This window comes from Arthrobacter sp. E1SS-5 (assembly GCF_057073715.1).
The window spans coordinates 404,521-425,676 of sequence record NZ_CP172703.1 but is presented as its reverse complement, the minus strand read 5'-3'; the positions used below and the strand labels follow the sequence as shown (position 1 = coordinate 425,676).

The window sequence follows — 21,156 nt, the reverse complement described above, 5'->3', positions numbered from 1 at the left end:
TTTTTCGGCCGTAGAAGCTGGCTCTTACACGGGTTTGAACAGGCAAGATAGGCATCAGGTTGCCGCAGCTGCTCCTTCCAGGGCTCTTTTCAGCCTCTCCGCGCAGGCCCGAAACGACGCCTGTGAAGCCGCCTGCCGCCGTCGTTATCAGCTGCCCAGTCGCCAAAAACCGGGACCTTGACAAAGACTGCGCTGCCGCGGGAACTGCCGGGGGCGTCCTAGACGGACTATTGCTGCGGGGACTGCTGGTTCGAGGGCCGCTGCTACCTGGTCCGTGTGCCACCAAGCCGGCGGCCGGCTCCTGTGCGGACCATGCCCTGGTGCCCGGCGCTCCTGGTCTGGCGGAACGGCGCAACCGGGCTGCCCATACGGTCAGCCCGCCCGGCATGGGTCGAGGTTCCTATGCCGGCCGCGTCCTCCGGCCGGGAGAACTGGGCGCTTGATTCCAGGCGCCGCTGCAGTTCCACCAGCACCTTGGCCAGGCGGCGGGATACCTGCATCTGGGACATCCCCAACCGCTTCCCCAGCTGCACCTGTGTTTCCTCGCAGAAGTAACGGCGGTACAAAAGCTCGCGGTCCGAGTCGTCCAGGTCCTGCATGGCATCGCGGAGGCAGGCGAGTTCCTCAAGCCGCTCGAGTGGGGTTTCCGGGCATGCCAGCACTTCGCCGATGGAGGGTGCGTCGGAGTTCGGGTTTACCGCGTCGAGGGAGTCCGGGTGCATGCTGCTCGATGCCGAAATGGCTTCCTGAACATCAGCCGGATCAGTTCCCAGTTCCCCGGCCAGCTCAGCAACGCTGGGGCTCCGGCCCAATGACTGGGTGAGCTCAGGCTCCGCCCGGAACAGACGGGTCCTCAGGTCCTGGATGTGGCGCGGCGGGCGGACAACCCACGTGCGGTCGCGGAGGTACCTCTTGAGTTCCCCGGTGATGGTGGGGGCGGCATAAGCGGGAAAGCTTTCACCCTTCGCCTGGTCGAATCCGCGTGCCGCTTTCACCAGGCCCAGGTAAGCCACTTGGTTCAGGTCAGCGCGTTCCCTCCCCCGGGCCTCAAACCGCGCAGCAAGGGCTTCGGCGAGGTCCAGGTAGCGGAGGACCAGGTCGTTTTCGAACGTCTCCCGCAGCCGTCCTGAGGTGGCGGGGGGACTCTGTTGTGGTGCCGGTTCCGGCTGTTGATGGTGGACAGGCGCAGCATCCACGGCAAATGCGGCAAAGGATTCGGGCATGAGTGTTGGTTTCCCTCGGTCTGGTTCCGAAAGCCTGCGGCAAGACTTAGAAGCAGCAAATCATAAGGTTGCTTATAAAACAATCCTTCTCCGCTGTAGGCTCGGGGTGTAAGCGGCGACCGGACCAACCCGCCAAGGAGTTTTTGCCATGCGCATCGCCATCACCGGAGCCAGCGGAAACGCCGGTACAGCGCTGCTGCGCAAGCTGCAGGGCCAGCTTGCGCGGAAGCCCGGCAGCCTGCAGCTGGTGGGCATCAGCCGCAGGCTGCCCGACACTTCGCAGGAGCCCTACGTTGGCGTGCAGTGGCACACCCTGGACGTGGGCCTGGAGCAGGACAGGCCGAAGTTGGAGAACGCCCTCCTGGGCGTCGAGGCTGTGGTCCACCTGGCGTGGCAAATCCAGCCGAACCACAATCTGGACCTCCTGCACAGGACCAATGTCACCGGCACGAAGAACCTGCTGGAAGCTGCTGCCAGGGCGGGCGTAAAACAGGTTGTCTGCGCGTCCTCCGTGGGCGCCTACAGCAAGGCTGGCAAGGAGCTGCGCAGGGACGAGTCCTGGCCGGCAACCGGAATGCCCGGCTCGCACTACAGCCGGCACAAAGCCGAGCAGGAAAAACTGCTGGATGAGTTCGCTGCCGCCCATCCGGACATTTCGGTGGCAAGGCTCAGGCCGGGACTCATCTTCCAGGGCCGGGCGGGAAGTGAGATTGGCAGATACTTCCTGGGGCACGTCTTTCCGCGGCTCATCCCGAGGAAACCATGGCTTCCGCTTCTGCTGGCTCCGGACAACCTGGTATTCCAGGCAGTCCATGCGGACGACGTTGCGGAGGCCTACTGGCGCGCGGTGGATCAGCGGGCAAGCGGCGCCTTTAACATTGCCGCAGAGCCCGTCCTGAACCCCCAGGAACTGGCCCGCATCCTCGGCGCGAAGCGGATACTGCCCGTCCCCATGCGGCTGCTCCACGCCATAGTCGACCTGACATGGCGGGCAAGGATCCAGCCCACCGATTCCGGCTGGGTGGAGATGGCCGCCGGTGCGCCCATCATGGACACCAGCCGGGCCCGGCGCATCCTGGGGTGGGAACCAAAGGTATCCTCCATTGACGCCGTCAAGGAACTCCTCGGGGGCATGGGAACGGGGGAAGGAACAGCCCCTTCCCCCGTCCTCAAACCGCGCAAGCCCTAGCCCTCTGCGGCAGCCAGCCCGCGGTTGATTTCCGCCGCGGGGAAAAAATCCGGAACCCTAGATGCGCGGATTTCCCTCGCCCCGCGCACCCTGCCCGGTGGCGGCATCCCCGGGGCCAGGCTGGCGCCTGCGCCCGGATTCGTCCCCGGGAATTTCCCGGTTCGCACCCTCAGCTGCCGCCTCCCGGTGCGCGCCGAGGCCAGGTTCGACGTCGGAATGTCCAATGTTCGAATACCCGGCGGCCGTTTGGTCCGCATTCCTTTCGTCGGCATTCACGTGGCCGGCATCCTGGTATCCGGCATTGGCATGCCCACCGTCCACGTACCCCGCATCGCGGCCGGCGGGAGTGTCATGGCGGCTGCGGCCCGCTCCGGCGTCCGGGTCGATCTCATCTGCCTTGCGGGTATGGCTGGCAACGTCACCACGCAGGGACTGGGCTTCGTGGCTGCGCTGTTCAGCCTCTTTTTGCAACCGCGCTGCATCAACCTTCGCCTGTTCGGCGTCAGCACGCGCCCGGATGGCTTTGGCCTCCCGTTCGCGGGCGTCGATTTCCATGTTCTCGGCTTCGCGCCGGATCTCCGCAGCCTTTTCCCGGTGCTCCTGGTCCCGCTTCTCCTGCATTGCTTTCCGGCGCCTTCCTCCGGCCAGAAGCAGCACCACGATGAGCACCACCACAACAACGGCAACTATCACCCATACCCATGGAGCTGTGTCCATTTTTCCCACCACTTTCCACTTCGTTGTGACCGGGCAGGCCCTCGCCATTCCGGCTGACATTTTTGGAACGGTTATAACTCTCTTAGCAAGGGTACTTACCTTTTATTAGTAATCATGCTTATCATTTTACGGCCAGTATTGCTGGTTCTTGATTCAACTACCGGCCTTCTTGGAAAGAGAGCGAAGATGACAGAGAACCAATGGTCCGAGGATCCCGCTTACACGGCCCCTCCGGCCAGCACAGGAATCCCTGGCGAGCGGGAGCCCGCCACCTTCCCATCCACCGCCGCTCCCCTCACCGGCGAGAGCCAGGCCGGCTACGCCCCAAACTTTGATGCCCAGGCCGGTGACGCCTCCGGTTCATCCCGCAAGGATGCAGCCAAGGAAGAAGCAGCCGATGTAGCCCGGACCGCCAAGGGATCGGCGCAGGGAGTGGCGGAGACTGCCAAGGGTGAGGCTGCGAACGTTGCGCAGGAGGCGAAGGCAAACGCGCAGGATTTGCTGCACCAGGCCAAGTCGGGGCTGACCAGCCAGGCGGGCACGCAGCAGCAGAAGGCTGCCGAAGGAATGCGCAACATTTCCAGCCAGCTCCACAGCATGGCCAGTGCACCGGACCAGCAGGGCGTGGCCAGCGATCTGGTCCGGCAGGCGGCAGAGCGCACCTCCACGGTGGCGTCCTGGCTGGAGAACCGCGAGCCCGGTGACCTCCTGAACGAGGTCACGCGCTTCGCCCGCAACCGCCCCGGCACCTTCCTGCTCCTCGCCGCAGGCGCCGGCGTCCTGGCCGGCCGCCTCACCCGCGGCCTCACCGCAGGCGCCCCGGAAGCCACCACCTCTACCGGCACCGGCGCCGCAGGCTTGTCCGGCCAGTACTCCGGCACCGCGTACGGCGACCAGTACAACCAGTCCTATCCCGTTGCCGGTGGAACCGTTCCGCCACCGCCCGTCCAGCTCCCCGGCCCGGCCACCACCACGGCCGGTTACGACAGCGGCGCCCCGGGCAGCAACTACGCCGAGACTGCCGGTCCGGCCAGCGGGCTCGACAGCCCGCAGCTGGTGGAGGAACCTTGGTCCGGAAACCAGCTGTCCGACGACCCGCTGCGTGACCGTGCCCTTGCTGACGATCCCATGGCGAACGATCCCCTCACCCAGGACCGCACCCGGGGTGGCCAGACGGGTGGTCTGTGATGAGTAGCCAGATTCCTGAGCCGCCACCCAGTGCGGCGCATGTGAAAGCGGACAACGCGTCCCTGGGCGAACTGTTTGGTGATGTGACCCGGGACCTGTCCACCCTGATGCGCCAGGAAGTGGAGCTGGCCAAGGCCGAACTCAAACAGTCCACCTCCCGGGCAGGCAAGGGCGCGGGCATGCTCGCCGGCGCCGGCGTGGGCGGACACTTCGTCCTGCTCTTCCTCTCCCTGGCCCTGATGTGGGCCCTGGGCGCCGTCATGGCCCTGGGCTGGGCCGCGCTGATCGTCGCCGTGATCTGGGCGATCATCGCCGCGGTCCTGGCCTCGGTAGGCCGCAAGGAACTCAAGCAGATCAAGGGCCTGCCCCAGACAGGGGAAACCCTCTCAGAAATTCCCCCAACCCTAAAACCAGGTGAGGTAAACCGATGAGCGAAAACCCTGACGTCATCCGAGCAGACATCGAAGCCACCCGGGCACGCCTGGGCACCAACGTGGACGCCGTCGCCGACAAAGTCACCCCGTCCAACATCGTCCACCGCCAAACCGACAAAGTCCGCGATGCCGTGACCGGGGTGAAGGAGAAAATCATGGGAGCCGCAGACACCGCCACCACCAAAGTCCACGACACCACCTCCACCGGCGCCGGGCACACCACCAACGCCATGCACACCGCCGGGGACAGCCTCCACCAGGCAGGAGACACCGTCTCGGCCAAACTCTCCGACGCCGGCCACACCGTCTCCGCCGCCCCGGACCAGGTCAAAGCCAAAACCGCAGGCAACCCCCTCGCCGCAGGACTCATCGCCTTCGGCGCCGGGCTGCTGGTCTCCTCCCTGATCCCGGCAAGCCAAAAAGAACGCGAAGCCGCGGACCAACTCAAAACCGCAGCCCAACCCCTGGCAACCCAGGTCACCGACGCCGCCAAAACCGTCGCCCAGGACCTGAAGGAACCCGCCCAGGAAGCCATGGAAAACGTCAAAGCCACCGCCACCGACGCCGCCCAAAACGTCAAAACCGAAGGCCAACAAGCCGCCACCGACGTCAAAGACCGCGCCACCGACGCCAAAGACAACGTCCAAAACACCTAACCCGGCCGGTCACGGCACCGCAAAGGCAACAGCCCTGTCCAGCAGGCCGGCACCGCTTCCCGCGGGCCGGCCTGTTGGCTTCGCCCCCTGATTGAGAGGACGCCCCATGGCCACTCACGACGATTCCGAAACCAGTACCGCAAAGGCGGGACAGGCCCCGGCCCCAGACGATCCACGAAAACCCAACAGCGTGCGGGATTTGGATGGCACGTCCTGGAAATACATCGCCAAGAAAACCCTCCGCGAGTTCACCAAGGACCAGTGCCCCGACCTGGCGGCAGGCCTGACGTACTACGCAGTCCTCTCACTGTTCCCGGCCCTGCTGGCTTTGGTTTCGGTGCTTGGACTCTTTGGCGACCCGCAAAAGACCACCAATGCGCTGCTCGAAATTGTGCGCGGCTTTGCTCCGGCGGAAACCGTGAACACCATCAGCGGCCCGGTATCGGAACTGACCAGTGCGCCGGCGGCAGGATTCACACTGGTCATCGGCCTCGTAACTGCACTGTGGTCCGCATCCGGCTATGTGGGCGGGTTTGGCCGGGCCATGAACCGTATCTATGAAGTGGACGAGGGCCGTGGCTTCGTGAAGCTGCGGAGCACCTTGCTCGCCATCACCCTCCTTGCCGTGGTCATCGTGGCGCTTCTGGCCGGCATGCTGGTCCTCAGCGGCCCGGTTTCCGAGGCAGTGGGCGGACTGATTGGCCTGAGCGGTGCTTTCCTCATGGTCTGGAACATCGCCAAATGGCCAGTCATGATCATCCTGATCATCGCCATCATCGCCGTGCTCTACTACGCCACCCCCAACGTCAAGCAGCCCAAGTTCCGCTGGATGAGCATGGGTTCCGCCATCGCGCTGGTGGTGTTCCTGATCGCTTCGCTGGGCTTCGGCTTCTATGTGGGCAACTTCGGCAACTACAACAAGACCTACGGCGCCCTGGGCAGTGTGATCATCATGCTGCTGTGGCTCTGGATCCTGAACATGTCGCTTCTTTTCGGCGCCGAGTTCGATGCCGAGGTGGAGCGCGCCCGTGAGCTCCAGGCCGGCATCAAGGCAGAGGAAACCATCCAGCTGCCGCCTAGGGACACCAAGAAGAGCGAGAAGCTGCAGAAACAGCTCGAGGACGACGTAAAGTACGGCCGCGAACTCCGGGAGAAGCACAGCTCGGAGAACGGCGAGGATGGACGGCACGGTTCCGATGGGGACCGGGACGGCCAGAATGACCCACGCCCCGGGGAAAGCCACCGGGACAGGATCCGTGAGAAGGTACAGCATCGTGCCGGCAGCGCAGAGTCCGACGGCGGTCCGCGGGGCGGGAGCGCCTAGGAGAGCGGGTGCAGGGCCCCACGGAAAGGGGCCGGCAAGGGGACTAGGCAGGACCTTCAGGATGGAGGAAAATTCATCTTGAAGGTCCTGTCGAGTTTTCCCGGGTTTGCACCGAACCCGGGGCATAGCGGGGTCGGCGGTGAGATGGCCTCTTCTGAGACCGAGGCCAGTCCCCCCAGTCGCCGTCGGCCCCCTCAGTCTCCCTTGGGGCGGGGCCGCAGCTGGACGGAACCGACTGGACAAATTGCACTGAACTGCAATACTTTCTTGAATACCTCGCCGGGATCCTTTGGAGACCGGCAGGTCCGCTGAAGCAGCCGGCGGCACCAAGGTCAACCTTTTAATGAGCGGACATGCCTGCTACCCATTTTGAACAGTTTCTTGCCGAAGCCGTTGTCCCTGACAAGGAGCCTGGCCTGGGCTTGGGACGCGACGAGCTATACGGCCTCTATACGAGTTGGTGCCTTCTGCAGAAGGCTGAACTCCAGCAGCCAGCCGCCCTTTGGGAGGCCATGCAGGAAGCCGGAATCAATCCGGACAGCAATAACCTGTCCATGACGGGACCAGCTGCGGCTGACTACATCGTTTCCAGCGCTCCAGATTTGGTGTAATGCGGAGATGATGGGTCTTCCAAAAGATTGACTCCTTGACCACAAGAGGGCTGTTGCCAAAAGGCAACAGCCCTTTTGCATGCCATCAAGCCGTGCTTCCTGCTGTCACGGGCAAGGCTGTGCCAGCGCCAGGAGGTAGGCCGCGAAACCCTTCGGCGCGCGTCCTGCGGTTCTCCCCGATGTGAGGATGCGTGTTGTGTCTGTGGCAATAATGTCGGCACCGCCGGCACGAAGCCGGTCCACCAGCGCGCGGTCCTCATCAAAATCAACGCCGGGGAAACCGCCCGCGGCAAGGTAGGACGAGGCACGGACGCCCAGATTGGCGCCATACACGTGCGGATGGTCCTCGGTGGAGGCATGGCGGGCGTGCCATCGGGCCACGAGTTCGTGGTGCATACCGTGCGGATCCGGGTGCACGGTGCCAAGGACACCGTCGCGTCCTGACGCAGCCAGTTCCAGCTGCCGGACCAGCCAGTGCCCGGGGACCGACGAATCGGCGTCGGTATTCGCCACCCAAACCCACTGCATCGGGTCGTCGGCAGCGGCACCGTCATCATGTGGACGCGTCCTCACGTTTTCCAGCGCTGCATTGACGCCGGCCCGCCGGCTCTTTCCGACACTTCCAAAGCTGACGGGCAGGATGTGGAACCGGGGGTCCACTTCAGCTGTTGCCGCGGCTATTGACGGTGACGCGTCAGTGCAGCTGTCCAGGACAACCACCACCTGCACCTCCACACCTGGACGTTCCGACTCGAGCAGGTCTGCGGCGCTGCCCACGGCGGCAAGTGCGTGCGTGAGGTGTTGCTCCTCGTTGTGTACTGGAATTACCACTGCCACATGCTGGATGCTGCGTGGATCGAGGCCCTTGGATTCCGCTTCGTCCCCCTGTGCGGCCGGCAGCGTCACGTCGACACCCCCTGCCCGGGAGCCACAAAGACTTCCAGCACAAAATCGCGTTCCTGGTAAAGCCCTGCCGTTCGCCAGCCCAGCCGCTGCCGGGCCAGCGCGTGGACTGTGTCGCCGTCGAGCTCCCACCCGTTGATGGGGTGCCGCCAGTGGCACAGGAGCAGGGTTCCCTTAGGTTGCAGGGAAGCCTCCACCCGGTCCCACAGCGTGGTTAGCTCTTCAGCCGCCAAGTAATAGCCGACCTCGGAAACCACCACCAGGTCATAGTTCCCCTCCGGCCAGTCGCCGGGGAGCACCCGCTGCTCCAGTTGGACGCCGGGCAAGCCCTCCAGCAACTGCCCGGCGTGCCGCAACGCAGACCCGCTGGCGTCCACAGCCAGCAGGCTGCGGCAGCGGGCTGCAAGCTCGGCCGTCAGGGTTCCGATGGAACATCCCACTTCCAGGCCTTTTTCGTAGGAAGGAGCTGGAAGTGCAGCAAGGGTCAGCGCCCGTTTGCGGCGTTCATACCAGCTCCTGGTGTAGTTCCACGGATCTGCCGAGCCGTCGTGGACTCCGTCAAAGACCGCCTCGGCATCGCTGCTGGAGTACACCTCTTCGGAGCTAGATGGCGCGGGCGTCCAGGCAAACACCTCGAAGCTGCGTGAGAAGTGCTCCAGGAATTCGCTGCTGAGCAGTGTTTCGTCCCCGGGCAGCGGTGACAGGGGCTGCACCTGTGTTGCGTGCTGGGCCATGGCCCGCTGTTTGGCCCGGCGGGAAGGTTGGTCTAGATGGAACCGGCCCCAGTCCCGCCAGTCCCGGTTCTGGGTGGATGCCCAATGCCAGAACCAGATGGGGTATTCCAGCAGTGCGTGGCCGTCCTCCCGGGCAACCTTTGCCGCCACCGCGCCGAGCGCATCATGGTCGCCGTGTCCGTCTGCGCGGTATGGCGCCACGAGGGCCAGCGTGTCGGCATTACCGGGCAGTCGGTGTGCAGCACCGCGGACAGCGCGGGCGATCGCCTCCGCGTGCCCGGCAAGCCCGCGGTCCGGCAGGCCGAGGAAGGTCCAGTGGTCCTTCAACCCGAAGACTGTGAGGGCTTCGGAAAACTCGGCCAGGCGGACCTGCGCCAGCTGTTCGGGAGTGGTGGTGGCTGATTCCGGGTGCGACCCCTCCCCCGCAGTGCAGAGCAGGACTTCCACCTTGGCCCCCAGAGCCACCAACGAGGCCATGAGGCCGCCGGCGCCGAGTGTTTCGTCGTCGGGATGTGCCGCGAGCACCACAAAGCGCATGTTGGCCAGTTCGGCCGGATCAAGCGGCAGCTCCGGCATTGTGGACAGTCCGCCGGCCGCCCAGGCGGCCTCGCTGGTTCCAGAGTCTGTATGCGAAAAGGTCACCACGGGCAGTCTCCCTTGAGCGCGAGGCGACCCAGCTGGGCATCATCGCGTGCGCCGTGATGCTGGCGCACGTAAAGTGCCAGGTCTGCCATTCTCTTGGCGTACGGTTCGTCGAAGGCGAGCGGGCCTGGACCGCGGTTGGAGCCCACCAGGGTAAGGACGCGTTCGACGGCGGCAGCAACAGTTCCGCGGACCCGCTGGGCCTCGCTCCAGGTACTGGGGCCGCCCGCGCCGCCGAGAAGGCCATCGTCCAGCCGTGCAGCAGTCCGGGCAAGATACTGCAGGGCGGCCGTAAGCGTACGGTCCACCTCACCAAGTGCGGCGAGCGCCACTTGGTCAGGTTCCCGTCCTCCCTCCGCTCCCGCAAGCAGGCCGGCGCGGAAATCCCGAGCCACGCCCACCGCGCCACCCAGCCAGCATGCAGCCACACCCATACCGCCCCAGGCGAAGCCTGGCCTGCTGTGGTACCAGCCTGTTCCGCCAAGAGGGACGGCCGGAACGTGTTCGAAGTGAACGCTTCCGCTGGGTATTTCCCGCAGCCCGCGCGCAATCCACTCCGGCTGCCCACATGTCACTCCCGGGTGGCGAAGGCTTACCGCGAAAGCCGCGCGGCCGCCGTCGTCCGTGTGGGCGGTGATAACAGCGGAGTCCAAGCTCCCGGCAAGGGAACACCACGGCTTGGTCCCGCTTATGACCGTCCCGGTGCCGGCGGAGCTCGCAACAAGTCTGGTGCCGGGGGCTTCCGCTGCGAATACACCCCAGGCTCCGTCTCCGGCGCCCTTCGGTTTGGGGTGTATGTCCGGAGACGCCTGGGCGGACTGGGCGAGAATGGCAACGGCATCGAGGTGCGGCTCCAGGACGCGGGCCGCTGCCACGTCGATGGCGGCCACGGAAGCCAGGAGCTCCCACAGCACCGCAGTCCGGCCTCCTCCGGGTTGCGGCCACGTCCGTCCGGCCTCAACAGCCAGCGACAGCAGGGCAGGGATGTCACCGATGGCAGCGGAGATTGAATCGACGGCGGGAAGCCAGGGGGACAGGTCGGTGGGGGTAGAGCTGAGGAGCACGGGATTGGATGCCGCTTGCAAGAAGGTCCTCCATCGAAGATGGCCGGCAGGGCACCGGTCGCATCTCCACAGCTTACTTACTGTTTTCCGGAAGAATGCGGGCCAGCGCGAAGCCATCCCAGCCCTTGGAGCCGACGGTCTGAATGACAGTGGCGTCCAACCGTGGATGGTCCCCGAGCAGCTTGAGCGCGTCGATGATGCCCGGGGCATTGACGGGATCGATGTCCGGGTCCAGGACAGCCCCTTCCCAGATGGTGTTGTCCAGGACCACCACGGCACCCGGCCTGCCGAGCCGCACCGCCCAGTCAAGGTAGCGGCTGTTGTTCTGCTTGTCCGCGTCAATGAAAATGAAGTCGAACGGCTCCCGCTCCTCTTCCTCGAGGGCAGCGAGCGTATCCAGAGCAGGGCCCAGCCGGATCTCCACCCTTTCACCCAGGCCAGCGGCATCGATGTTCGCCCACGCCACCTCCGCATGCTGCGGGAGGTATTCGCAGGTGACCAAGGTGCCGCTGCGTGGAAGTCCCCGTCCCATCCAGATGGTGCTGTAGCCGGCCAGCGTCCCGATCTCCAGGATCCTGTGCGCCCCGGACAGCTGGACCAAAAGTTTCAGGAACTTTCCGGAGTTCGGCGCCACCTCGATGGGCGGCATTCCCGCTTCCGCAGCCGCGCGGATGGCTTGCTGGACCGCCGCATCCGGATGCACCACGGCGCTGGACAGGAACTCCTCAGTGGCAATCCACTCCGGCCGGGGCTTGTGCTCGAACATGGGCACAGTCTGGCACGCGGCGTTGCGGCGGTCCAGATACTTTAGCCCCTCCGGACAGGCTTAGGGCTCCTGCGCCAGGGCGTTCTCCAGGCGGTCCACTTTCGCCGTCAACTCGCCGCTGTATCCGGGCCTGATGTCCGCCTTGATCACCAGTGATACGCGGCTTCCGTAGCGGCCCACGGCCTCGGTTGCGCGTTTTACGACATCGAACACTTCGTCCCACTCGCCCTCGATGGTGGTGAACATGGAATCCGTATGGTTGGGCAGCCCCGACTCCCGGACGATCTTCACTGCGGCGGCGACGGCGTCGTGCACTGACGCATCGTTGGGCCGGGAGCCTTCGCTGGGAACGCCTGACGGAGCAACAGAAAATGCAAGCAACATGCCCCCAGTCTCCCACGTGGCTGCGGGCAGTCGGCCGGGAAAACCGGCTGCTTTCCGTCACATAAGGGCCTACCCTGGAGTAACCGTGTTGGCCGCAGGCTCCGTTGCTACCCTTTTGGGCATGAGCCTCGCAGTCGCCCGAAAGCCCCTCCGCGCAGACGCAGCGCGGAACGTGGACAAGATCATCACGGCGGCGCGAAAGTGCTTCCGCGAGTTCGGACCGGACGTGCCGCTCCAGACCATCGCCACCACCGCCGGCGTGGGCCCGGCAACCCTGTTCCGCAACTTCGCGGACAAGGAGGAACTGGTGCTTGCGGCGCTCAACCGGCAGCTCCGGCTCACGGTGGACCCGGTTATGGACGGAGCGCTGGCCGATATCGATGCCGCAGCCGGGCTGCTGCGCGTCCTCGAAGCCCTGATGGCGGCGGCAAGTAACGACGCCAACCTGTTGTGCGCTGTGGCAGGGCGCCGTGAACTCCTCCCCGGAATCACGGGATCGCTCATGGACTCCATGGGTTTGCTGCTGGTTCGGGGACAGGGCCAGGGAAGCCTTCGCACGGACATCTCCATGACGGACATGTTCCGGCTGCTGGCCATGCTGATTGGGGTGGTGGACACCATGGAACCCGGCTCGGACGCCTGGCGCCGGCCGCTGGCGCTTGTCGAGGACGCCATCCGCACCGTCCGTCCGACACGCCCGCTGCCCGTGCTGGTGCCGGTTCCGGCTGCCGCGCCCAGCCTGTAACAGGCCGGGCCCGGGCAGGGCCGGCCCGCTTTTCACGGGTTCCTGGCAGACCGAGCACGCTGTTCACCGGGTTCCTTGTTAACGGGTTCGTTGTTAGCGCCGGGAAGGTGCAATAGACTTCCACTTGGGGTTAGGCAGCCAGCCTCGGTACTTCCAGCGGGAGCGACCCATGCACTTTGTGCCTATCCGCCGTTCGACGGCTGCGCTGCAATGAATCACTCAAAGCTTCTCCACTACCTCACCGATCCCCGCGGGCCGGAGGAGGTCCTGCCTGCGCTGACAGCCGGGGAACTCGTCGAACTGCTTGACGCGCTGTACCAGAACCTTGACACCCCTGAGCCAGAGTTCGGCGCGCAGGTTTGGTATGAGATGGGCGTGGAAGAAACGTGCCGCCGCCGGGCAGTGTCGCCGGACGGCACCGCCCATGGAGTGGCTTAGCCGACTGCCGCAGCAGGCGGCGCGTCGGTGCCGTCCGCCGTCCCGCAATACGAGCGTCCTGCACCACCCGCCGGCAGCGCGAAAGGACTGACTTCGTACCCGCAGTGGGAGTCACTCCCTACGCGTTGCCTTCCGTCCCGTCGTGTTGGGGCTGGCCTGGGCCTTGGTGATGCGTTTGCGTGGCAGCTTGCTCATCACCATGCTGTTCATGGCCCTGCTGTTCATGACCGGGGTGCTCACGGCCCGGGTACCCGTGTCCTTCATGCCCGTGGTGGTGCTCATGGAACTCGTTGGGAACGTGGTCCTTCGCTTCCATCAGGTGCTGCTGGAGTTTTTCTTCGGCATCACGGCGCCTCCTTGCCGTGTCCCGCAACTCCCGGGTCGACTCCGAACCCCTGGGATCCAGGTAGGCGGCCCGCTGCTTTCCTGTCTGCTCTGCCGCCGGCACCCCGGTGCCCTGCTCTTCCCTGGCGATCCTGCCGGTGTCCTCGGTGCCCTGGCCGTCCTGCGGCTCAACCGGCCGTGACTGTTCGTCCATCTCGATTCCTCCTTTGGTGGCCGCCTGGGTGTGGGCTGCCTCTCTTCCAGTGCACCACACATGGCACCCGGAAGATGCCGGCGCTAGGCGCTGCCGGCTTCTTCCCGCCTGCGGATTTCCTGATGCACCAGGGCCTGCAGCGCCGGTACGGGCGACGCCGGATCGACTTCGAGCGCCTCGCGCAGCCTTTGGGAAAGCATCTCCAGGTCCTCTTCCGGCACGTCCGAAAGCCTGGAAAAACGCCTAAAGAAGCGTTTGGCAGGCAGGCCTGCCCGCCGTCGGGCATTTTTGTGACGGGGCTTGCCCGCTAAGCCCCCTGCAGGATGCAGCTGATTTTCCATGGTCGCCGTTCATAGGAATGCCATGGCCAACTGCATAAGCCGATCTCATAGTACAACCGGCACCTTGCAGTTGGAGTGATCTGGATCACTAACCGGTGCGCCGCCTAACTCCAGCCCAGGAACCTCAACAGCGCCGCCGTGCCGGCGCCCGCGATGACCACCACCAGGAAAGGAGCCCGGAGCGTCAGGGCGATTGCAGCCGCGCCAAGCGCGCCAAGCCTCGCATCGGCGGCAAGGCCCTGCCCTGACACCACCGCGTTCACCACGGTCAGCGAAGCGAGCAGGCCGATGGTCATGGTGCCCGCGATGCGTGACGTGCGCGGATCCTCGAGGAATTTGGCGGGCACAAAGTACCCCACGATTTTCCAGGCGTAGGCCAGGGCGCAGGCAATCAGCAGCCAGATCCACAGGCTCATGTACCTGCCTCCGGATCCGTTCCTTCCCGGCATTGCAGTCCCGGACGGGTTCCGGCAGTGTCCTGGTGATGGCCGGCGTGATGCGTGTAAGGCTCGACGTCGGGCTCCAGGCCTTCGTCGCGTCGGCCATGGCTGAACCACCCCACAAGTGCAGCCACTACGGCGGCCACCAGGATGGGCACGCCTGGCGGCACGAAGGGAACAGCCACGACGGTGGCCACGGCGCAAACGGCTGCGATGGCGATGGGCTCCCGGCCCTTAAGCCGGGGCCACAGCAAGGCAAGGAAGGCGGCGACGGCAGCACCATCGAGCCCCCACTGTTTGGGATCGCCCAACCCGCTGCCGGCGAGCGCACCCACGGCCGTGAAGAGGTTCCACAGCACGTACACGCCAATTCCGGCTGTCCAGAAACCACGGCGCTGCTCCGCGGGGTCCGTCTGGCCGGTACTGGTCGCCGTGGATTCGTCGATAGTCAGCTGGGCTCCGACGTACTTGCGCCATCCGGATGGCCGGAGCAGCGCGTTCAGCTGCATGCCATAGATGCCATTGCGCATGCCCAGGAGGGTCGCGGCGCTCATGGCCGCGATGCCCGATCCGCCGCCGGCCACAACGCCAATGAAGGCGAACTGTGATCCGCCGCTGAAGAGGAGCAGGCTCAAGGCCATTGCCTGCCAGAAGTTGAGCCCTGACGTCACCGCGAGCGCGCCGAAGGAGATCCCATACAGGCCGGTGGCGATGCTGATGGAGAGGCCTACCCTGACCGCCGGCGAGGCCAGCAGCTTCACGCCCGGCCTCCGCGCCGGCTCATGGGCAGGGACGGTTTGCGCAGGCTCCAGGCCCACAGGATGAGGGGTGCCTGCAGCGGCAGCCGCACGGTGTGGATCTTCCGACGGCGGGACGTCCCTGCCGGCCCGTACGCCCGCACGAGGGCGTCCACATGCCCGGCCAGGAACGCGGTGAACATGGCGGTGAGGGCGGTGGCCGTCAGTCTTCGGGTGGGCGGCAGCAGGATTCCGACGGCGGCAGCCAGCTCCAGCAGGCCGCTCACGGCGATCCACTCGTCCCGCGACAAAAGGGCCAAAGGATGCTGCGCTGCGGCGCCCTGGTCCCCGTTACCCTGGTTTCCGCTGCTCCGGTCCGCGTTGCTTTGGTCGCCGCTGCCCTGGGTGATGCCTGGCGCGGCATCCTGGCGGCACAGGTAGTCGGGAACTACCTCCCGGTAAAAGCCCGGATCCCGGAAATGCTTGCTTGCGCTGGCCAGCAGGAGGGCTCCCATTGCAGCCGCGGACAGGTTCTGGACGGCTGGGCCTTGAATGGACAGGCTCCGAAACGCGGGGCCGGGCCAGGGAACATACATGGGACCACTCAATCACAGCAACTGCGGCGGCCAGAAACCGGCGGCTGCCGCAAGGCGGTGACGGCAGAAGAAGGCATCGTGCAGCCGTCACCCAGGACATCTGTCGCACTGCGCACCTGTCACACCCAGGCGAGCGGTGAGGCCCCATACGGCGGTGGCGGGAACGGGTAGTCCAAGGGCCGCCCGGCATCCGTCAGCGGGGGCCCAACATAGCGGAGTTCGCCATATGCGCTGCCCGTGGACCCGTAGTCGGGGGCGGGCACTTCTGAAGGACGTTCCGTGTTCCTGCCCAGTGAGAAGAGCTCCTCCGCAGTCCGGGCGAGGGACAGGTGCGCTGCGCCCCCGGTCCCCGCCTCCCGGCGTCGGCCCAACAGGTGGATGGCAGCGGCAGCGACGCCGTAGCCCGTGGCGTGGTCCAGCGCCTGGACGGGCAAGGCACCCGGGCGCCATTCGCCGTCGTGGTTTTCCTTGCCGTAGACGTGCGCGATTCCGCACGCTGCCTGGACGATGCTGTCAAAGCCGCGCAGCCCGCTCCATGGACCGGCGCTCCCCCAGCTGTCCAGGGTGGCCACCACAAGCCCGGGGTACGAGCCCAGCAGTTCCCGGGGGTTGAGCCCAAAGCGGTCCAACGCCCCATGCCGGTAGCCGGCAACCACCACGTCCGCGCCTGCCAGGAGTTGCCGGAGCCGGTGCTGGTTATCCGGCAAACTGAGATCTACCTCGGCACTGCGCTTTCCGAATGCCGTGTCCACGAACTGGTCTTCAATTTCGGGGAAGGCAGGCGGATCGATCCGCAGGACATCTGCTCCGAGGGCCGCGAGAAGGCGGGTGGCCACTGGTCCCGCGATCACCCGCGTCAGGTCCAGGACCCGCAGGCCTTGCAAAGGCAGAGCCTCCGCCTGGCCACTGCGTCGTCCGGCGCTGTTTCCGCCTGAACTTTCCTCCCCAAAATCCCGCAGCCCCATCCCGGCCGTCGTCCCGTCCGCGAACTCGAAGGCAACCCAAGCTCCTGACCCCGCCGCACGGCCCATATCCGAGGCAAGCCATTCGCTGCGCGTCCTGACTGCAGCAGCGATCCCGGCATTGCTTTGGATGGCAGCCTCGGCTTCCAGCGCGGCCATGGAGCGGAGCCGCCGCTCCGCCTCCTCGGGTGAGGTGACGCCCAGAGCCTGCAGCAGCCGCTGCTCATGGTGGGGGTAGTTGGCGTGGAGGCGGATCCAGCCGTCGCTGGTGCGGTGGAAGCCCGAAAGAGGCGCGAACCCTTTCGGTTTCCGCCCGGCAATGCGCAAGTGGCCAAAGGAGTCGAAAGCTGCTGCGGTGAGCGCAGACGTAGTCCCGAACCGGCCGGGGGTACCGGCATACAGGTTGAGGGCAGCCGCCGCGGCCTCCACCGAATGCAGTGCCAGGCCTTCGACATCGAGCGGGCCGGCCCACCACCGGCGCGGGGAGTACGTGACCGCCGCATCCACGCCAGGCCCTACTTTCCCTGCGGCGAAGCCATCCGGAGCTGGTCAAGGACACGACCCGGAACGTTGGTGGTGATCTCCTGGATGCCCAAGTCCTGGCAGAGGGTCACATCCTCCGGCGAGTCCACCGTCCACACGCGGAAGCGCCGACCCGATTCGAGCCAGCGGCGGACGGTGGCCGGGCGCTCCCGGACGTAGTCGATGCCGGGGCCAGCCATGCCCACTTCCCGGTCATCCAGGATCCGTTCGCCCTCCAGCTGCGTAGCCTTCATCAGGTTGGCGATGGCACCGCCGGTAAATGGCCCAACCCCCAGTCCGCCACGGATCTCGTGGATGGTGAGGTCGTCCACAAGCTGGCAGATGTACTGCGGTGGAACGGAAAGAAGCAGGTGGCGAACCGAATCCGGGCTGAAACTCATGAAGGTCACGGCCACGTTGTCCACCGTGGAGCTTTGCGGGTCCCATCCCTCGGCGCGAAGCACCTCGAGCACCCGGTCCTCCAGTTTGAGCTGGTACGGGCTGGGATGCTTCAGCTCGATGGCAAGTTTCACGGGGCGGCCCGCTCCGCGGAGGATGTCCAGCAGCTCCGGCAGGGTGAGGAGCTGCTCCGAGCGTGCGCCGTAGGTGTCGGGGATGCGGGCTCCCTTCCAGGACGAGAAATCCAGTTGGCGCAGCTCCCCCAGCGTCCGTTCTGCCACCGGCCCGGTCCCGTCCGAGGTGCGGTCCAGGTTGGCGTCGTGCAGCAGGACCACATGCTGGTCCCGGGTCAGGTGGACGTCGCACTCCACCCCGTCGGCTCCGTCAGCCAGGGCCTGCAGGTAGGCGGCACGGGTGTGTTCGGCATAGGTGCCGCTCGATCCGCGGTGGGCAAAGACCAGCGGCCGCTGCGGCACGGACTCGTCAGTTGTCATGGTCACACCGTAGCCGACCCGCCCCCGCCTTCGGGGCTAGGCTTGGCACATGCAGGTGAACTCTGAGGCAACTACTGGGCCAACCACGCAGGAAGCACCCGCCGAAGCAGCGCAGCCGGTGAGGCCGGGCACCAGGGCGGCAGGCGCCGTCGTAAGCAGCCAGCTTGGTGCCGGCGACGCCGAAAAGGCGGCAGCGCTGCGGAAGATGAAGCTGCTGGCGCTGAGCCTGCTCATTGCCATGGCACTGATCTTTGTCTTCGCCTTCGCGCTGCAAAAAGACTATCCGTGGCTGCAGTACGTCCGCGCGGCCGCGGAAGGCGGCATGGTAGGTGCGCTGGCCGATTGGTTCGCTGTTACGGCCCTGTTCAAGTACCCCATGGGCATCAAGATTCCGCACACAGCCATCATTCCGCGGCGGAAGGACCAGATCGGCGCCTCCCTGGGCGAATTCGTGGAAACCAACTTCCTGTCCGAACAAGTGGTCCAGGACAAACTGGCGAGCGTCAACATTGCCCGCCGGGCCGGTCAATGGCTTTCTGCACCCGCCGGTGCTGACCGGGTGGCCAAGGAGGGTGCAGCAGTGATCCGCGGCGCCTTCAAGGTGTTGAACGACGACGACGTCCAGGCCGTCATCGAGGGAATGGTCCGCAAGCACCTGCTCACTCCGCCGTGGGGACCTCCGGTGGGCAGGCTGGCGGAGCGGATCTTCCATGACGGGCACCACCACACGCTGGTGGACCTGCTGGTGGACCGTGCCGCTGACTGGGTGGACGACAACCACCAGACCGTGACCCGGCTGGTGTCCGACCGCTCCCCCACCTGGGTCCCGCAGTTCGTGGACGGGCTGGTGGGCGACAAGGTCTACCTCGAGATCCTCAAGTTCGTGCGCGCCGTCCAGGCGGACCCCAGGCACCAGGTGCGGCAGTCGATCGACAAGTACCTCAACGACCTGGCACAGGACCTGCAGCATGACCCCGCGATGATCGCCCGCGCGGAGGACATCAAGGCCCAGGTGCTGGGCGATCCCGAGGTGCGCGAACTGGCGTCCCGGACCTGGGGCACCGTGAAGAACGCGCTGCTGGGTGCCGTGGACGATCCGGACAGCGAGCTCACCATCAAGTTCAAGGCAGCGGTGCGTGATTTCGGGTCGCGGCTGGTGGACGATCCGGAACTGGCAGGGAAGGTCAACGCCTGGATCGGTGACGCAGCAGGCTACCTGGTCCGGACCTACCGTTCCGACATCGCCGGCGTCATCACAGACACCGTGGCCCGCTGGGACGCCGAAGAGACCTCGCAGAAGATCGAACTCCAGGTGGGCAAGGATCTGCAGTTTATCCGCATCAACGGCACAGTGGTGGGGTCCCTGGCCGGCCTGGCGATTTTCACGGTGGCGCAGCTGATCTTTGGGTGATTTCGAGGCGGCTAACCCCTGGCGCTGCGCATATTCCTTTCCGCGCTGGTTATTTCGGGTGCGGCAAGGAAAGTGCGCGGCGAAAACGTACGACGGCGGCGGGCGGCACGGCCAGTCCAGCACCGCGCGCTCTAGGCGAAGGCCTCCAGTTCCACGCCTGCAGCCTCAAGACCCGCCCGAACACGGGCGGCTATCTCCAAGGCACCCGGGCTGCCGCCCTGCAGTCGCAAGGAGTCCGGGCGGATCTTGACCACTGTCCCGTCCACGGCCACCACTTCCCCTTGCGTTGCAAGACGGACGGCGCGCTCAACCACCACGTCAACATCCTGCAGGAACGCGTCCTCCTCGGAGAGCGGCACCAGGCCGCCGTCGGCAAGATAGGCGCGGTCGGCGAAAGCCTCAATGAAGACCGGGTGCCCGGCTTCCTTGGCCTGCTTCAGCAGCTCGGAGCCCGGGAAACCCAGGATGGGAAGCCCTGGGTCATAGGCATTCACAGCCGCAATCACGGCGGACGCCTGCTCGGCGTCGGAAATCAGTGCGTCGTACAGCGCTCCGTGTGCTTTCACATAGTCCACCGAGGCACCCACGGCATGCGCGACGCCGTCGAGCGCCCCCAACTGGTACAGCACGTCGCCGAACAGCTCGTCGAAACCCATGCCCAGCGCGCGCTGCCCATAGCCCGCCAGGTCACGGTAGCCGAGGTGCGCCCCGACGGTGACATCGAGCTCGTACGCTGCGCGGCAGCTGTCCAGCATGGTGACGGGGTCGCCCGCGTGCAGGCCGCAGGCCACGTTGGCACTGGTGATCAGCTGGAACATGGCCGGGTCGCCTCCTGCCGTCCAGGAGCCGAATGATTGGCCTACGTCAGCGTTGAGATCCAAGTATGTTGCCTTCCAGGGTCAGGTGGTCCGGCCCGGGAGCTGCGGTCAGCTCCCCGGGGATGGTGTCCGGCATCGGCCCGAACGCCTCACGGGCATTCTTGGCCACCGCACGGCCCATCACGAGGTTACCGGCTCCACCCACAACGGCCCCTATGCCAAACGGGAGCGCCCTGCCGAACAGGGCAGTACCCTGCCGCTTGAGCAGGTTCTTGAGGAAGGCGTGCTGGATACGCTTCCGTACGCTGCCGAAGCCCGGCCCCACCATCGACTTGGAGAGGACATTGCCCCAATTATTGGCGGCACTGGTGCCGCTGCCGGAGGCCTGGCCACTCAGCGTTCCCAGCAGTGCCGTACCCTCCTCGCCGAGCATGATGGCCATGACCATGGTGCCGGCCTTCTCCGGGTTGGTGAGGCGGATGCCGTGAAGTTCGGCCAGCGAGGTTGCGTACAGCGCCGTTGCTTCCAGGAAGCCCACGGTGGCGGCGGCGGACAGTCCCAGCGACGCCACAGTGCCAACACCGGGTACGACGGCGGTAGCGCCCACCACGGCGCCGCCACCGGCGACAGCACGCAGGTAGTCGCGCTCGGCGATGTCCGCCAACTGGGCAGCCGTTGCGCGGGGGTGCTTCTTTTGGAGCCGCCGGATGTAGCCAACCACCAACGGCCGCTGGATCTGAACCGCTTTCAGGAGCATGTTGTGGACGCCGGGCTTGGGCTTGCCGTCGGAGTCGAACATGGTTCTGTGGGCGGTTTCCTGTGCGATACGAAGTGCGGGATTGCTGCGCCGGGCCATGGTCACCTTCATTCAAATCGACCT

General features: G+C 65.7%; 25 protein-coding genes. 9 read left to right on the top strand and 16 right to left on the bottom strand.

The features are described from left to right. Positions 1-263: 263 nt before the first annotated feature. Entirely contained in the window at positions 264-1,223 is a 960-nt protein-coding gene (locus tag ACIGJD_RS02100; protein ID WP_483688090.1) for a sigma-70 family RNA polymerase sigma factor, read from the bottom strand. A 148-nt stretch (positions 1,224-1,371) separates the two neighbouring features. Here ACIGJD_RS02100 and ACIGJD_RS02095 point away from each other — a divergent pair, with 148 nt between their 5' ends. Further along, entirely contained in the window at positions 1,372-2,412 is a 1,041-nt protein-coding gene (locus tag ACIGJD_RS02095) for an NAD-dependent epimerase/dehydratase family protein (protein WP_483688089.1), read from the top strand. A gap of 57 nt (positions 2,413-2,469) precedes the next feature. Here ACIGJD_RS02095 and ACIGJD_RS02090 read toward each other — a convergent pair whose 3' ends face one another. Then, positions 2,470-3,129: a hypothetical protein gene (locus ACIGJD_RS02090; protein WP_483688088.1), complete on the bottom strand. Its 660-nt coding sequence runs from the start codon at positions 3,127-3,129 to the stop codon at positions 2,470-2,472. Between the two features lie 186 nt (positions 3,130-3,315). On the opposite strand from ACIGJD_RS02090, the gene ACIGJD_RS02085 reads away from it, so the two are divergent. The 5 genes from ACIGJD_RS02085 to ACIGJD_RS02065 all read left to right on the top strand — a co-directional run bounded on the left by ACIGJD_RS02085 (position 3,316) and on the right by ACIGJD_RS02065 (position 7,342). Continuing rightward, positions 3,316-4,317, top strand: a complete 1,002-nt coding sequence (locus ACIGJD_RS02085) for a hypothetical protein (RefSeq protein ID WP_483688087.1) — start codon at positions 3,316-3,318, stop codon at positions 4,315-4,317. Next, the gene (locus ACIGJD_RS02080) at positions 4,317-4,748 is read left to right on the top strand and encodes a phage holin family protein (RefSeq protein WP_286400676.1); all 432 of its coding nucleotides are present in this window, start codon (positions 4,317-4,319) and stop codon (positions 4,746-4,748) included. The genes ACIGJD_RS02085 and ACIGJD_RS02080 overlap by 1 nt, the downstream gene beginning before the upstream one ends. Then, complete coding sequence (locus tag ACIGJD_RS02075) at positions 4,745-5,407, top strand: DUF3618 domain-containing protein (RefSeq protein WP_483688086.1); 663 nt, start codon at positions 4,745-4,747, stop codon at positions 5,405-5,407. Before ACIGJD_RS02080 ends, ACIGJD_RS02075 begins: the two co-directional genes overlap by 4 nt. Before the next feature lie 106 nt (positions 5,408-5,513). After that, positions 5,514-6,731 (top strand): YihY/virulence factor BrkB family protein, encoded by a 1,218-nt coding sequence (locus tag ACIGJD_RS02070; RefSeq protein ID WP_483688085.1) that lies wholly within the window; start codon positions 5,514-5,516, stop codon positions 6,729-6,731. 353 nt (positions 6,732-7,084) lie between these two features. Continuing rightward, complete coding sequence (locus tag ACIGJD_RS02065) at positions 7,085-7,342, top strand: hypothetical protein (protein WP_483688084.1); 258 nt, start codon at positions 7,085-7,087, stop codon at positions 7,340-7,342. A gap of 105 nt (positions 7,343-7,447) precedes the next feature. On the opposite strand, the gene ACIGJD_RS02060 is transcribed toward ACIGJD_RS02065, so the two are convergent. Genes ACIGJD_RS02060 through ACIGJD_RS02040 form a run of 5 tightly spaced genes read right to left on the bottom strand, consistent with a single transcriptional unit; the run spans position 7,448 to position 11,835 of the window. Beyond that, entirely contained in the window at positions 7,448-8,248 is an 801-nt protein-coding gene (locus ACIGJD_RS02060) for a glycosyltransferase family 2 protein (protein ID WP_483688083.1), read from the bottom strand. After that, positions 8,245-9,624: a PIG-L family deacetylase gene (locus ACIGJD_RS02055; RefSeq protein WP_483688082.1), complete on the bottom strand. Its 1,380-nt coding sequence runs from the start codon at positions 9,622-9,624 to the stop codon at positions 8,245-8,247. The genes ACIGJD_RS02060 and ACIGJD_RS02055 overlap by 4 nt, the downstream gene beginning before the upstream one ends. Beyond that, complete coding sequence (locus ACIGJD_RS02050; protein ID WP_483688081.1) at positions 9,618-10,706, bottom strand: acyl-CoA dehydrogenase family protein; 1,089 nt, start codon at positions 10,704-10,706, stop codon at positions 9,618-9,620. The genes ACIGJD_RS02055 and ACIGJD_RS02050 overlap by 7 nt, the downstream gene beginning before the upstream one ends. Positions 10,707-10,758: 52 nt before the next feature. Then, on the bottom strand, positions 10,759-11,451 hold the full coding sequence (locus ACIGJD_RS02045; protein WP_483688080.1) for an O-methyltransferase: 693 nt from the start codon (positions 11,449-11,451) through the stop codon (positions 10,759-10,761). Between the two features lie 60 nt (positions 11,452-11,511). Further along, a complete protein-coding gene (locus ACIGJD_RS02040) occupies positions 11,512-11,835 on the bottom strand; it encodes a thiamine-binding protein (RefSeq protein WP_214945464.1) in 324 nt (107 codons plus the stop codon). Between the two features lie 121 nt (positions 11,836-11,956). Here ACIGJD_RS02040 and ACIGJD_RS02035 point away from each other — a divergent pair, with 121 nt between their 5' ends. Together ACIGJD_RS02035 and ACIGJD_RS02030 are read left to right on the top strand one after the other, a co-directional pair. Continuing rightward, on the top strand, positions 11,957-12,580 hold the full coding sequence (locus ACIGJD_RS02035; RefSeq protein ID WP_483688079.1) for a TetR/AcrR family transcriptional regulator: 624 nt from the start codon (positions 11,957-11,959) through the stop codon (positions 12,578-12,580). A gap of 210 nt (positions 12,581-12,790) precedes the next feature. Next, positions 12,791-13,018: a hypothetical protein gene (locus tag ACIGJD_RS02030; RefSeq protein WP_483688078.1), complete on the top strand. Its 228-nt coding sequence runs from the start codon at positions 12,791-12,793 to the stop codon at positions 13,016-13,018. A 118-nt stretch (positions 13,019-13,136) separates the two neighbouring features. Here the strand turns inward: ACIGJD_RS02030 and ACIGJD_RS02025 are convergent, their stop codons facing one another. The 7 genes from ACIGJD_RS02025 to ACIGJD_RS01995 all read right to left on the bottom strand — a co-directional run bounded on the left by ACIGJD_RS02025 (position 13,137) and on the right by ACIGJD_RS01995 (position 18,047). Beyond that, entirely contained in the window at positions 13,137-13,556 is a 420-nt protein-coding gene (locus ACIGJD_RS02025; protein WP_483688077.1) for a hypothetical protein, read from the bottom strand. 83 nt (positions 13,557-13,639) lie between these two features. Further along, on the bottom strand, positions 13,640-13,897 hold the full coding sequence (locus ACIGJD_RS02020) for a hypothetical protein (RefSeq protein WP_483688076.1): 258 nt from the start codon (positions 13,895-13,897) through the stop codon (positions 13,640-13,642). A 104-nt stretch (positions 13,898-14,001) separates the two neighbouring features. After that, on the bottom strand, positions 14,002-14,313 hold the full coding sequence (locus tag ACIGJD_RS02015; protein WP_483688075.1) for an AzlD domain-containing protein: 312 nt from the start codon (positions 14,311-14,313) through the stop codon (positions 14,002-14,004). After that, positions 14,310-15,098 carry an AzlC family ABC transporter permease gene (locus ACIGJD_RS02010; protein WP_483688074.1) on the bottom strand — a complete coding sequence of 263 codons (789 nt, stop codon included), beginning with the start codon at positions 15,096-15,098 and terminating at the stop codon, positions 14,310-14,312. Before ACIGJD_RS02010 ends, ACIGJD_RS02015 begins: the two co-directional genes overlap by 4 nt. Continuing rightward, on the bottom strand, positions 15,095-15,589 hold the full coding sequence (locus ACIGJD_RS02005) for a DoxX family protein (RefSeq protein WP_483688073.1): 495 nt from the start codon (positions 15,587-15,589) through the stop codon (positions 15,095-15,097). Before ACIGJD_RS02005 ends, ACIGJD_RS02010 begins: the two co-directional genes overlap by 4 nt. Before the next feature lie 200 nt (positions 15,590-15,789). Further along, on the bottom strand, positions 15,790-17,139 hold the full coding sequence (locus ACIGJD_RS02000; protein ID WP_483688072.1) for a CoA transferase: 1,350 nt from the start codon (positions 17,137-17,139) through the stop codon (positions 15,790-15,792). A gap of 8 nt (positions 17,140-17,147) precedes the next feature. Continuing rightward, entirely contained in the window at positions 17,148-18,047 is a 900-nt protein-coding gene (locus tag ACIGJD_RS01995) for a glycerophosphodiester phosphodiesterase (protein WP_483688071.1), read from the bottom strand. 49 nt (positions 18,048-18,096) lie between these two features. Here ACIGJD_RS01995 and ACIGJD_RS01990 point away from each other — a divergent pair, with 49 nt between their 5' ends. Continuing rightward, positions 18,097-19,458 (top strand): DUF445 domain-containing protein, encoded by a 1,362-nt coding sequence (locus tag ACIGJD_RS01990; protein WP_483688070.1) that lies wholly within the window; start codon positions 18,097-18,099, stop codon positions 19,456-19,458. A 131-nt stretch (positions 19,459-19,589) separates the two neighbouring features. Here ACIGJD_RS01990 and ACIGJD_RS01985 read toward each other — a convergent pair whose 3' ends face one another. Together ACIGJD_RS01985 and ACIGJD_RS01980 are read right to left on the bottom strand one after the other, a co-directional pair. Next, positions 19,590-20,339, bottom strand: coding sequence for a LamB/YcsF family protein (locus ACIGJD_RS01985; RefSeq protein WP_483688069.1), 750 nt, complete (start codon positions 20,337-20,339; stop codon positions 19,590-19,592). Next, positions 20,323-21,132, bottom strand: coding sequence for a hypothetical protein (locus tag ACIGJD_RS01980; RefSeq protein WP_483689406.1), 810 nt, complete (start codon positions 21,130-21,132; stop codon positions 20,323-20,325). Before ACIGJD_RS01980 ends, ACIGJD_RS01985 begins: the two co-directional genes overlap by 17 nt. Positions 21,133-21,156: the final 24 nt, after the last annotated feature.